9 protein-coding genes are annotated in these 12,223 nt (G+C 71.4%); 7 read left to right on the forward strand and 2 right to left on the reverse strand.

What is annotated here, in order from left to right; all coding sequences use genetic code 11:
- Positions 1 to 191 precede the first annotated feature (191 nt).
- Positions 192 to 1,163 (reverse strand): polysaccharide deacetylase family protein, encoded by a 972-nt coding sequence (locus tag ACZ7CD_RS19825; protein ID WP_470379434.1) that lies wholly within the window; start codon positions 1,161 to 1,163, stop codon positions 192 to 194.
- 154 nt (positions 1,164 to 1,317) lie between these two features.
- Between ACZ7CD_RS19825 and ACZ7CD_RS19830 the strand changes: the two genes are divergently transcribed.
- Positions 1,318 to 2,889: a putative glycoside hydrolase gene (locus ACZ7CD_RS19830; protein WP_470379435.1), complete on the forward strand. Its 1,572-nt coding sequence runs from the start codon at positions 1,318 to 1,320 to the stop codon at positions 2,887 to 2,889.
- A gap of 104 nt (positions 2,890 to 2,993) precedes the next feature.
- Positions 2,994 to 4,133 carry a Vgb family protein gene (locus ACZ7CD_RS19835; protein WP_470372338.1) on the forward strand — a complete coding sequence of 380 codons (1,140 nt, stop codon included), beginning with the start codon at positions 2,994 to 2,996 and terminating at the stop codon, positions 4,131 to 4,133.
- Positions 4,134 to 4,161: 28 nt separating this feature from the next.
- Here ACZ7CD_RS19835 and ACZ7CD_RS19840 read toward each other — a convergent pair whose 3' ends face one another.
- Positions 4,162 to 4,956, reverse strand: a complete 795-nt coding sequence (locus tag ACZ7CD_RS19840) for a MerR family transcriptional regulator (protein WP_360393545.1) — start codon at positions 4,954 to 4,956, stop codon at positions 4,162 to 4,164.
- Positions 4,957 to 5,034: 78 nt separating this feature from the next.
- Between ACZ7CD_RS19840 and ACZ7CD_RS19845 the strand changes: the two genes are divergently transcribed.
- From ACZ7CD_RS19845 to ACZ7CD_RS19865, 5 genes are all read left to right on the forward strand, one after another.
- A complete protein-coding gene (locus tag ACZ7CD_RS19845; RefSeq protein WP_470379436.1) occupies positions 5,035 to 5,397 on the forward strand; it encodes a nuclear transport factor 2 family protein in 363 nt (120 codons plus the stop codon).
- 38 nt (positions 5,398 to 5,435) lie between these two features.
- Positions 5,436 to 6,224 (forward strand): SDR family oxidoreductase, encoded by a 789-nt coding sequence (locus ACZ7CD_RS19850; protein ID WP_360393540.1) that lies wholly within the window; start codon positions 5,436 to 5,438, stop codon positions 6,222 to 6,224.
- 78 nt (positions 6,225 to 6,302) lie between these two features.
- Positions 6,303 to 7,319, forward strand: a complete 1,017-nt coding sequence (locus ACZ7CD_RS19855; RefSeq protein WP_360393538.1) for an alpha/beta hydrolase — start codon at positions 6,303 to 6,305, stop codon at positions 7,317 to 7,319.
- A gap of 918 nt (positions 7,320 to 8,237) precedes the next feature.
- Positions 8,238 to 10,961 (forward strand): AAA family ATPase, encoded by a 2,724-nt coding sequence (locus tag ACZ7CD_RS19860; protein ID WP_470379437.1) that lies wholly within the window; start codon positions 8,238 to 8,240, stop codon positions 10,959 to 10,961.
- A 33-nt stretch (positions 10,962 to 10,994) separates the two neighbouring features.
- The gene (locus tag ACZ7CD_RS19865) at positions 10,995 to 12,221 is read left to right on the forward strand and encodes a class I SAM-dependent methyltransferase (protein WP_360393533.1); all 1,227 of its coding nucleotides are present in this window, start codon (positions 10,995 to 10,997) and stop codon (positions 12,219 to 12,221) included.
- Positions 12,222 to 12,223 lie beyond the last annotated feature (2 nt).

A 12,223-nucleotide genomic window follows, 5' to 3' on the forward strand; every position in this document is an offset into this window, starting at 1 on the left:
GGTGGCCTGACACCTCTCTCCAAATAAGGAGAATCGCCGTCACGCATGCTTATTCCTGTGCGTTGCGACTATCCCAGGGGCACCTTGGAAACGTGCTGATAAATGGTGTTCAACCGGTGTCAACCAATTCGCGTTGAACACGGCCCGAGTGCCTGGGCCGGTCGGGGTGTTCCCCGGTGCTGGGCCGGTGTTCAGTACGAGTGGGCCATGGCCTGGTAGTCCGCCGCCACCGAACGGGAACCGCCCTGGGGGAAGGCGATCCGGTCGCGCACCCCGTCGGAGGTGTAGCGCACGCTCGCGCCGGCGGCGAGCTTGTCGAGCCACACCGACGAGCCGAAGGCCGCCTCCTGGCCGGTCGGGCCCTGGGACCGGATGCGCGGGATGCGCAGCCGGTCGAAGTCGGCGGAGTACGGCGACGGGGCCGGGTTCGCGCCGACGAGCAGTGCGCCCGTGTACTCGTAGCCGACACCGTCCGCGCGACCCTTGACGGCCAGCTCCTCCTGGACCGGGTGGACGCCGAAGGGCAGGGAGATGGTCACCGGCGTCGGCCCGGCCGCACGGATGGCGGCGTCGCCGCGGGCGATGTCGCGCTGGGCCTCCTCCGCCGGCGCAGCACCCAGGTTCGAGTGGGTCAGGGTGTGGTTGCCGACCTCCATGTCGTGGTCGGCCAGCCACTTCAGCGTCCGCTTGCCGCCGGGGTCCCCGAACGGGTCGCCGTTGACGTAGAAGCTGGCCACTGGGCGGAAGCCGGGGTGGCGGCCGGCGACCTCCAGCATGATCGCCACCGCCGTGCCGGGAACGGGTGTCCCCTCCGGCGTCAGCGCGAACTGCGTGGGGTGGCCGTCGTCGAAGGTGAGGACGACCGGGTGGGTGCCCGCCGGGATGTCGATCTCGCCGGAGGCGTACTCGGCCGTGGTGATCGGGACGTACCCCTCGCCGGCGAGGCGCTCCAGTTCGGCGCGGAAGTCGGCGGGGGTGCGGTCGTACACCGTCGCCGGGGTGTCGACGATCCGGTGGTACATCAGCACCGGGACGTCACCGAGCTCGTTGGCCGAGTACGTCCCGGGGTCCGGCGGCGGGGTGGTGACACGCTCCGATGAGGACGGTGCCGCCGCCAGGGGCGGCTCGGGAGCCGTCCCGCACGCGACCAACAAGACAGCCATCGCGCTCAGTGCGCCAACACGCCTACCAGTCACGTTCCCACGGTTGACGGCGATCCAGGCGGTCGCAACACGCGGACACGAACGTGTGCGTTTTGGTTGAAACGGACCTTGCTGGATACGCCACAGCGGAACGACATCGGCCGGGAGGGTGCGCATGCGATCTCGCAACAGCAGTCGCCGCAGCGTGTTGGTGGGGGCGGTCGTGCTCGTCGCGCTCGCCGTCGTCACCCCGTTGACCGTTCGCGCCTTCTCGGCCAGCCCCGTCGTGATGGGGGTGGACGACGGCGCCGTGCTGACGTCGGCCGCGGCGAAGGAGCTGGCGGTCACCCTGCCGGAGGGCATGGATCACGGCGAGGTGCGGCTGCTGCTCGACGGCAACCCGGTGTCCACCACGTCCGAGGGCAACCGGCTCGTGGTCACCGGCACCGAGCCGGCCGACGGCGAGCACGTCCTCACGGCGCAGTCCCCCGGCGCTGTGCCCCTGCTCCCCGACGACGAGGTGAGCAGGCGGTTCACCGTCGACAGCGCGCCGCCGGTCCTGACGGTCGACTCCGAGGCCGTGACCGACCTCCGCAAGCCCGTCGAGGTCAAGGGCAGGGCCGAGGGCGCCTCCGCGCTGAGCGTGGACGGCAAGCCCGTGGAGCTCGGCGACGGCGGTAGCTTCGCCGTGACCCTGCCGACGGCCGCGACCGCCCGCTTCGAGGCCCGCGACGTCGCGGGCAACGTCGCCAAGCAGGAGTTCGCCGTCAAGACGCGCCACCCCGGCATGCGCGCGGTGCACATGTCCGCGGCCGGGTGGTCGGCCACGGTGCTGCGCGAGCCGGTGCTGCAGATGATCAAGGAACGCCGCATCGACACGGTGCAGCTCGACATCAAGGACGAGAGCGGCGAGATCGGCTACCGCTCCCAGGTCCCGCTGGCGGGCGAGATCGGCGCCACCCGGGACTACTACGACGCCAAGGCAACGGTGGACGAACTGCACCGGCTCGGCGTGCGCGTGGTCGGCAGGCTCGTGGCGTTCCGCGACCCGGTCCTCGCCAAGGCGTCCTGGGAGTCGGGCAAGCGGGACCGCGTCATCCAGTCCTCCGCCGGCACCCCGTGGGCCGGCTCGTACGGCCAGTACTCGTTCACCAACTTCGCCAACCCCGACGTCGTCGCCTACAACGTGGAGCTGGCCGAGGAGGCCGCACGGCTCGGGTTCGACGACATCCTCTACGACTACATCCGCAAGCCGGAGGGCGCTCTGGAGCAGATGCGGCTGCCCGGCCTGGAGGGCTCCCCCGAGGACGCCATCGTCGACTTCCTGGCCCAGAGCCGCAAGGCGGTGCGGGCGCACGGGACGTTCGTGGGCGTGTCGGTGTTCGGCATCGCCGCGACCCGACCGGGCGCGGTCGCCCAGGACATCCCGAGGATGGCCGAGTACGCCGACTACGTCGCGCCGATGGTCTACCCGTCGCACTGGGGTCCCGGCGAGTACGGGGTCAGCCGCCCGGACAGCGAGCCCTACGAGATCACCAACCGGTCCGTGGCCGACTTCCTGAAGAAGGTCGAGGGCACCGGCAGCGAGATCATCCCGTGGCTGCAGGCGTTCAGCATGGGCGTCTCCTACGGGCCCAAGGAGGTCCGCGCTCAGATCGACGCCTCGAAGGCCGCGGGCGCGCCGTCGTTCCTGCTGTGGGACCCGGCCTGCCGGTACGACCCGGCCGCGCTGGAGCCGAAGAGCTGACGACTGCGCTTTTCAGGTGAAGGTTCACGGGGCCGTGTGGCGAAGCCGCTTTACTCGTTCTGGCAGCACGACCTGGCCAGACGGCGGATTCCCTGGAGTGGACCATGAGACCAGCACGGCACAGACAGTTGCTCGCGGTTGCCGCGGCGTTGCTCGCGTCGGCGCTCGTACCCGGTACCGCCGGCGCGGCGACGCCGATCACCGAGTACGGTCCGGTTCCCTCGTCACTGCCGGTCGGCGGTGTGTGCGAGGTGGAGTTCGACCACAGCGGAAACCTGTGGGTCGAGCAGTACCTGAGCAGCCAGGTCGCCCGGTTCGACCCGGCCACCGGGCAGTTCACCAACTTCTCCACGCCGATGCCGCTGTCGGTGCCCGGCGGCATGGACCTGGACGCGGCGGGTGACCTGTGGATGCCCCAGGTGACGGGCAACAGCCTGCTCCGCGTCGACACCGCCGACGGCTCCATGACCGAGCTCCCGCTGCCGTGGGCGGGCGCGTTCACCCCGCAACCGCTGGGGCTGCCGCTGCACAGCGGCCTCGGGTTGGCCAACGACCTCGCCCGCGGGCCGGACGACGCCCTGTGGTTCACGCTCGGCGGGCTGGACTCCATCGGCCGCTACGACCCGGCGACCGGGCAGTGGAGCAAGTACCGCGTGCCCGGTGAGGTCCTCGGTCAGGTCGCCGCGCTGTTCGGCATCATCAAACCGGGCCCTGGACGCACCGTCGTGTTCGACCTGCCGCAGCTGAACAAGGTCGCCACCCTCGACGTCGACACCCACCTGTTCACCCAGTACACGATGCCGACGCCGGCCTCCTTCCCCGTCGGCGTGCGCACGGCCGCGGACGGCACGATCTGGGTCGGCGAGTCCCTCGGCATGAAGATCGCCCGCATCGACCCCGCCACCGGGCAGATCACCGAGTACCCGTTGCTGGGCGTGGGCGGCCTGCTCACCGGCATCCTCAACGGGCTGGGGGTCGGCAGCATCGGCAACCCGCTGCCGATGCCGGGACCGATCGCCGAGGCGAGCGACGGCAACATCTACTTCTCGGTCAGCTTCCCCGCGCTGTTCGGGCTGGGCAACCAGGTCGCCCGGTTCAACCCGGTCACGCACGAGGTCCGGATGTGGAGCACGCCGTCGTCGGCCTCCTACCCGTGCGACATCAACGTCCACCAACCCGGCGCGGTGTGGTTCGGCCTGCTGACCACCAACAGGGTCGGCAAGCTGGACATCAGCGCCACCTGACCAGACCTCTCCCACCGCGCCGGCCGCCTCAGGTGACGCGGAAGACGGGCCAGCCGATCTCGGTGCGCCACGCGGCGGGATCACCCGAGTCACGCGGGCCGACGGTGTAGACCTCCCGCACCGGCCCGGCCACCGACATCGCGTTCTCCACCACCCAGGCCCCGAGCTCGCCGTACGTGACGTCGGCGTTGTCGTGCTCGCCGACGTGGGTGGTGACGGCCAGTTCCGCGGCCGGGAGAACCACGGGGTGCACGCGTCCGGTGCGGGGTGGTGCCGCGGTGGGCAGGTAGAGCAGCGCGTGACCGCGTTCCTGTTCGAACAGGGCGTTGTCGTAGCAACCGCCGGGAGGTCCGGTCGCGGCGGAGCCGACGGCCGCTTCCAGCTCGGCCATCGCGCCCGCGAACCAGGACGCGATGTCACGACCTGCGACCACGGCCTCCACCGCCGCGACCGTCCTGGCCGGCTCCGCACGCAGCTCGACGGCGATCGGCGCGGGATCGGGCCGGAGCAGGCGCCGCAGCGACACGACCGCGGCCCTGGTCCGGTCGAGCACGTCTTCGAGGCGTTGCAGGTGGTCCGCGACCAGTGCCGCCCGGACACCGGGGTCGGGGGTCCGCAGAATCCGCTGCACGTCGCTCAGGGGGACGTCGAGCTCGCGGAGCCGGTGGATCACCTGGGCGGTCGGGATCTGGTCGACGGCGTAGTAGCGGTAGCCGGTGCTCTCGTCCACCACGGCGGGCTCCAGCAGGGTCGCCTCGTGGTAGCGGCGCAGGGTCCGCACGCTCAGGTGGGTCAGACGCGAGAACTCCCCGATGGTCAGCACCCGTTCAGTGTGGACTCTCCCCCTGGGAGAGGGTCCACGGCTTGACCCTCCCGCGCCGTGAGGCGACACGGTGGGCTCATGACACAGCACACCGACCTCCCGTCCGACCTGCTCCCGGCCACCGTGCGCGAGTTCTTCGCCGCCCACGTCGCCCGCGACGCCGACACCGCCTCGTCGTTCCTCACCGAGGACGCGGTGATCGTCGACCAGGACGAGACCTTCCGCGGCCGGGAGGAGACCCACGCGTTCCTGCGGGACGCCGGGTCCGAGTTCGAGTACACGACCGAGCAGATCGGCGCTCACCGCGTCGACGGCAGCCACTGGGTGGTGACCGTCCGGATCGAGGGCACCTTCCCCGGTGGTGTCACCGAGCTCGACTACCGGTTCGCGTTGCGGGACGACCTCGTCGCCGAACTCGTCATCGCCAACCACGCAGCCTGACCGCGCCCGCGTCACATCGATCTTCAGTGGAGAGACAAATGTCAAGTTCGGATCGCGACCGCCTCGACGGTCGCCGGGCGCTGGTCACCGGCGGTTCGAAGGGCTCGGGCAAGGCCGTCGCCGAGAGGTTGCGGGAGATGGGTGCGGACGTCTTCGTGACGGCGCGGACGATGCCCGACGGGTACGAGCACCCCGACCGGTTCATCGAAGCGGACACGACGACGGTCGAGGGCACCGACGCCGTGGCCGCTCGGATCAGCGAGACCGGCGGCGCACTCGACATCCTGGTGCACGTCGTCGGAGGTGCGTCGACACCGGCCGGCGGGTTCGCGGTCATCACCGATGACCAGTGGCTCACCGAGCTGAACCTCAACTTCCTGGGAGCGGTGCGGCTCGATCGAGCGCTCCTCCCGGCGATGATCGAGTCCGGGTCGGGCGTGGTGCTGCACTTCACCTCGATCCAGCGCGAGCTGCCGCAGTACGACGCGTCCTTGGCTTACGCGGCAGCGAAAGCCGCGCTGCGCACGTACAGCAAGGGACTGGCCAACGAGCTCGCGCCGCGCGGCGTGCGGGTCAACGCGATCAGCCCCGGCGGGATCGAGACCGAAGCCTACGAACGGTTCGTGGACCGGATCGCTGAGGGCAACGGGATCACGCGGGAAGCAGCCAAGCAGACCATCTACGACTCCCTCGGAGGAGTACCGCTGGGACGGTTCGCGAACACCGAGGAGATCGCGGACCTGGTCGGGTTCCTGGTCTCGGACCGCGCCACGGCGATCGTGGGCGCCGAGTACGTGATCGACGGCGGGACCGTCCCGACCGTCTGAGCCGAAACCCCTTCCACCTCATCGACGACCTGCGACTGCGGCAGGCGGACGTCCCGCCGCCTGCCGGTAGGAGAACCCATGACCACGCGGACAACGGAGCGGTCTTCCGGGCGGCCGGTCGGACCGCCGCCGCCCTTCGACCCGGAGCTCGCTCCCGTCGTCGAGGTGCTGAGCAGCCTGCGTCCTCCCGACGCGTACCGTCCGGACAACATCGCCGAGATGCGCGAGCCCGTTCCCGGGGTGGAGACCCCGACCGACGAGGTCCTCTCGCGCGGTGGCGCCTACAGCGTGCGGGAGCGGGTGGTGCCGGGACCGGACGGGGAACCGGACATCTCGCTGCTGATCTGCCTCCCGGTGCACGCGGCGACCCCGACGCCGGCGATCTACCACGTCCACGGCGGCGGCATGATCGTCGGGGACAACCGGTTCGGCCTGGCCGAGATGCTGGACCTGGCCGAACCCATGGGCATGGCCGTGGTCTCGGTCGAGTACCGGCTCGCACCCGAGACACCCCACCCCGGTCCCGTCGAGGACTGCTACGCGGGCCTGGTGTGGGTGTCGGAGCACGCCCACGAGCTCAACATCGACCCCGGGCGCGTCGTCATCGGCGGTGCGAGCGCCGGCGGCGGCCTCGCGGCGGGTGTCACGCTGATGGCACGCGACCGCAACGGCCCGGCGGTCCTGGCTCAGCTGCTCCTGTCGCCGATGCTCGACGACCGCAACGACTCGCCCTCCGCGCGGCAGATGCGCGGCCTCGGCATCTGGGACAGCTCCTCGAACGAGACCGGGTGGAACGCGCTCCTCGGCGACGGCGTCCGCGGAGGACCGGACGTGTCCTCGTACGCCGCGCCTGCCCGCGCCGCGGACCTCTCCGGCCTGCCGCCCGCGTTCGTCGACGTCGGGTCGGCCGAGACGTTCCGGGACGAGGACGTCGCCCACGCGACCCGCATGTGGCAGGCGGGCTGCCACGTCGAGCTGCACGTCTGGCCCGGCGGGTTCCACGGGTTCGACGTCGTGGTGCCCCACGCCGTGCTCTCGCAGGACGCCATCGCCGCCCGAGCGGCGTGGCTGCGCCGTCAGCTGGCCTCCCGGTGAGGCGCTGAGCGGGACCGCTCGGGCGCGTCAGCGGCCGAGCGGTCCCGGGAGGCGTTCGAGCAGCACGTCCTCGTACTGCCGGTGGAGCCGCCGGCCGCACCCGAGGGCCGAACCCGCCTGGTGGTCCGAACTGGACGGTGACCGCCCCGTCGTCGTGGTGACGCGGGGAACGCCGGCCGACGACGACCTCGCCGAGCTGGTCGTGCCGGCGCCGTCCGGCAGGTGCTCGCCACGCCGTCCTATCGCGACAACGTGGCAACGTTGTCCAAGGCCTACCGGGTGATCAACGCATACCGGAAAAACCTCCGCAAGCGGAAGATTGTCGACGCAACCACGTGAACACGCCGTGGGTGCGCGGAAAATGGTCGGCCCCAGCGTCCACACCGGAGTCGACATATTCGGAGTTATGTCCGTTTCGCGGGAAGGATTCACCGTTCCGGCGGTGTATCGGTTACCCATGTCATTTGCCATGCACCGGCCCCGAGGCCACCTGTGGATCTTGGCCGTGGCCCGGACGCGCCGGGCGGCACCGGGGCGCCGCCCGGCGTGCGGCACTTCGGTGTCCCGTACCCGCCGCGGCGGCGTGACTACGGTTGCGACACGGATTCGATCAACACGATGATGTCCCGCCCAGGCTGTGCTAAGGCATGCTCCGGAATCGCGCACCCGAGGTTCGGCAGACCGCGATTCGGCCGTACCGGTTAGCCCGTTCGCCGCCAATTGAGACGCGATCGGCCACATTCGGATTCGTGATTCCAATGGTTGCCAGGCGTGCCGCGAACACGTTTGGCCGCTGTTCTCGGGCGATGTCACCAAAGGCACTGGACAAGCCGGGAAGCCGTGCTATAAAGCGTCCACTTGGGGTGAGCTGCAGCGGAAAGACCATCGGTGGCCATGTTGGAGGGAACTGGACGGTTGGTGCCGACAGACCATGGTGGTGCGCTTGCCGAGCTGGTCGGCCTGCTCGCGGAGTGCTCGGCGGGAACAGGCAGGCTCGCGCTGGTCAGTGGCGGCGTGGCCAGCGGGAAGACCGAGCTGCTGCAACGGTTCCAGCGGCACGCCGCCGCTTCGGGCGCGTTGTTGCTGACCGCGACCGGCGCGCCGGCCGAGCGTCCCCTGCAGGCGGGCGTCATCGACCAGTTGTTCCACGGCGCAGGTCTGCCGCCGGAAATAGCGGACCGCGTTTCCCACCTCATCACGCCGATCGCCGCGACCGTGAACGACCCCGGCGCGGACGTGCGGAGAATTCCTCATTCTTATGTGCGGCCCGTGCATGAACTGTGTCAAATTCTGCTCGAATTGTCGCGGGAAAGACCGGTCGTGCTGTGCGTGGACGACGTGCAATTCGCTGACAGTTCCTCGTTGCAGTTCATCCTCTACCTGAGGCGGCGGATGAGAGCAGGACGGGTGGTCGTCGTGCTCGCCGAGTGGCAGCAGCCGCAGCCGACGCTGCCGCTGTTCCACGCCGAGCTGACCCGGCGGCCGCACCACCGCATCCGGCTCGCTCCGCTGTCGGTGTGCGGGATCGCCGAGCTGCTGCGCGACCGGGTGCCCGATCCCGACGCGCTCGCGCCCGCGTGGCACGGCCTCAGCGGCGGCAACCCGATGCTGGTCCGGGCCATGGTCGAGGACTTCGAGGCAGGGCACGAGATCGGTCAGGACCAGGTCGGTCCCGCGTTCAAGCGCGCGGTGCTGGAGTGCCTGCACCGCTGGGAGGCGGGGCTCCTCGAGGTCGCGCGCGCCATCGCCGTGCTCGGCGAGGAGCGGACCCCGGTCCTGCTCGGCCGGCTGGCCGGCACCACGCCCGAGGCCGTCGAGCAGGCGGTCGACGTGCTCACCGCCGCCGGTCTGCTGCTCGACGGCCGTTTCCGCCACCCCGGCGCGGGGCCGGCGGTCCTCGACAGCACGCCGGGTGCCGAACGGGTGCGGCTGCGCGCCCGTGCCGCCGAGCTGCTCTACCAGCGCGGTGCGGCGGCGGCCGTGGTGGCCGACCACCTCGTGGCCGCCGACCGGGTCGCGCCGGGCTGGCCGGTCTCCGTGCTGCGCATCGCCGCCGAACAGGCGCTCATGGGCGACGACGTGGCAGCGGCCGTGCGCTACCTGGAACCCGCGCTGCCCGTGGTCGAGCCGGACGAGCGGCTGGGCATCACCAGCGTCCTGGTGCGGGCGCTGTGGCGGGTCAACCCGGCCGCCGCCGTCGTGCACATGGAACCCCTGCACGAGGCGATGTGGGCCGGCCGGCTGCGCGGGCGCGACGCCATGACCGTCGTGCACCACGCGCTGTGGATCGGGGACGAGGCAACGGCCGTGCGCGCGCTCGCCGTGCTGAACCAGAACCCCGGCATGCTGGACGCGCAGAGCGCGGCCGAGCTGCGGATCGTCTGCCAGTGGTTCCACGGCCTCGACCCGGCGAGCGCCGTGGCCAGCGACGTGGTGGCCGACGCGGACCCGTGGGTGGCCGCGGCGCAGGCCATCGGCACCTTCTGGACCGCCGAGTTCCACCCCGACGCCATCGCCAGCGCCGAGCACATCCTGCGCAGCTGCCGGCTCGGCGACATGTCGCTGGAGGTCGTGCTCACCGCCCTGCTGATCCTGGTGCACAGCGGCCACCCCGACCGGGCAGAGCGGTGGTGCGACCGGCTCACCGCCGAGGCCGTCCGCGGCGGCGCGGTGACCTGGCAGGCGGTCCTGGAGGTCGTCCGGGCCGACATCGCCCTGCGGCGCGGGGAGGTGGCGGTGGCCGCCGCACGCGCCGAGACCGCACTCGCCCTGCTGCCGCACCAGGGCTGGGGCCTGTCCATCGGCTACCCGCTGGCCGTGCTGCTGGAGGCCAACACCGCGCTGGGCCGGCACCACGTGATCGCCGAGGTGATGCGGCAGCGCGTGCCCGACGCCATGTTCGCCACCGCCGCCGGCCTGCGCTACCTGCACGCCCGCGGCAACGGCAACCTCGCCGTCGGGCGGGTGCTCGCCGCCATCAGCGACTTCCAGAACTGCGGCACCCGGATGCTCGCGTGGGGCCTCGACCTGCCGGTGCTCGCGCCGTGGCGCTGCGGCCTCGCCCAGGCCAACCTCACCCTCGGCCGACCGGAGGCGGCTCGCAAGCTGATCAGCGAGCAGATGCTGCTGCCGGCCGGCGACCGCCGCACCCGCGGTGCGGCGCTGCGGGTCCTCGCGGCCGCGGGCGAGCCCGCCGAGCGACCCGCGCTCCTGCGCGAGGCCGTGCGGCACCTGCGGCGGGCGGGTGACCGGGTCGAGCTGGCCCGTGCCCTGTCCGACCTGGGTGACGCGCTCGACGCCCTGGGCCAGCACGCCGAGGCGCGCGAGCTGTCCCAGATGGCGGTGGCCGAGACCGGGGCGTCGTGCCCAGGCGCCCTGCCCCTCCCGGCCGACTGGGGGGACGGCGACACCGGTGACGGGCGATCGGTCCTGAGCGACTCCGAGCTGCGGGTGGCCGAGCTCGCCGCGAAGGGCCACACGAACCGCGAGATCAGCGGAATCCTCTACATCACCGTCAGCACCGTCGAGCAACACCTCACCAGGGTCTACCGCAAGCTGGGCATGCGCAGCCGGGCGGACCTGCCGCGCCGCCTGTCCCAGCGGACCGGCGCCGGACCACGGGCCTTCGAAGCACGGGGGTGACCCGTGCCCCTCCCGAGTAGAAAGAACCCGCCAATGCCCAACCAGTCCACCTGCCGCGTCTGCGCAGGGACGGTCACCGAGTTCCTCGACCTCGGTCAGCAGCCGCTGTCCGACGCGTTCCGGCTGCCCGAGGACACCTCCGTCGAGTTCACCTACCGCCTCGCCGTGGGCGCGTGCGCGGACTGCGCGATGGTGCAGCTGATGGAGGAGGTGCCCAGGGAGAAGATGTTCCACCAGGACTACCCCTACCTGTCGCAGGGGTCCGCGGTGATGCGCGAGCACTTCCGCGCGCTGGCCGAGCGGTTCCTGAGCACCGAGCTGGCGGGCGAGGACCCGCTCGTGGTCGAGCTGGGCTGCAACGACGGCACCATGCTGCGCACCGTCGCGGCGGCGGGCGTGCGGCACCTGGGCGTGGAACCGTCCGGCGCGGTCGCCGACCTGGCCGCCGAGGCGGGTGTGCGGGTCCGCAAGGACTTCTTCGAGGAGTCCACCGCGCTGTCCATCCGCGACCAGGACGGTCCGGCCGACCTCGTGTACGCGGCGAACACGTTCTGCCACATCCCTTACGCGGACTCGATCCTGCGCGGTGTCGTGGCGCTGCTCAAGCCCGGCGGGGCGTTCGTGTTCGAGGACCCCTACCTCGGTGACATCGTCGAGCAGACCTCGTTCGACCAGATCTACGACGAGCACTTCTTCCTGTTCAGCGCCACCTCCGTGGACGCCATGGCCCGCCGGCACGGCTTGGAGCTGGTCGACGTCGAACGCCTGCCGGTGCACGGCGGCGAGGTCCGCTACACCCTGGCCCTGCCCGGTGCGCGCACCCCGTCCGCGGCCGTCGCCGCCCTGCTCGCCGAGGAGCAGGCGCGCGGCCTGCACGACCGCGCCGTCCTCGACGGGTTCGGCGACCGGGTCCGGACGATCCGCACCGACCTCCTGGCGTTGCTGAACGAGCTGAAGGCGAAGGGCGAGCGGGTCGTCGGCTACGGCGCGACCGCCAAGAGCGCCACCGTCACGAACCTCTGCGGCATCGGACCGGACCTGGTCGAGTTCATCAGCGACACCACGCCCGCCAAGCAGCACCGGCTGGCACCCGGCTCGGGCATCCCGGTGCGCCCGCCGGCCGCCTTCGCCGACCCCTACCCCGGCTACGCGCTGCTGTTCGCCTGGAACCACGCCGAGGAGATCATGGCCAAGGAGGAGGCGTTCCGCGCGGCGGGCGGCAAGTGGATCCTGTACGTGCCCGACGTCCACGTGGTGTGAGC

Source organism: Lentzea sp. NPDC036949, from assembly GCF_055608075.1.

What these genes read in the sequence shown, in the direction of transcription:
- ACZ7CD_RS19850 (WP_360393540.1), top strand. Translation starts at nt 5,436, where the DNA reads ATGTCAAGTTCGGATCGCGACCGCCTCGACGGTCGCCGGGCGCTGGTC.
- ACZ7CD_RS19825 (WP_470379434.1), bottom strand. Translation starts at nt 1,163, where the DNA reads ATGGCTGTCTTGTTGGTCGCGTGCGGGACGGCTCCCGAGCCGCCCCTG.
- ACZ7CD_RS19830 (WP_470379435.1), top strand. Translation starts at nt 1,318, where the DNA reads ATGCGATCTCGCAACAGCAGTCGCCGCAGCGTGTTGGTGGGGGCGGTC.
- ACZ7CD_RS19865 (WP_360393533.1), top strand. Translation starts at nt 10,995, where the DNA reads ATGCCCAACCAGTCCACCTGCCGCGTCTGCGCAGGGACGGTCACCGAG.
- ACZ7CD_RS19855 (WP_360393538.1), top strand. Translation starts at nt 6,303, where the DNA reads ATGACCACGCGGACAACGGAGCGGTCTTCCGGGCGGCCGGTCGGACCG.
- ACZ7CD_RS19835 (WP_470372338.1), top strand. Translation starts at nt 2,994, where the DNA reads ATGAGACCAGCACGGCACAGACAGTTGCTCGCGGTTGCCGCGGCGTTG.
- ACZ7CD_RS19845 (WP_470379436.1), top strand. Translation starts at nt 5,035, where the DNA reads ATGACACAGCACACCGACCTCCCGTCCGACCTGCTCCCGGCCACCGTG.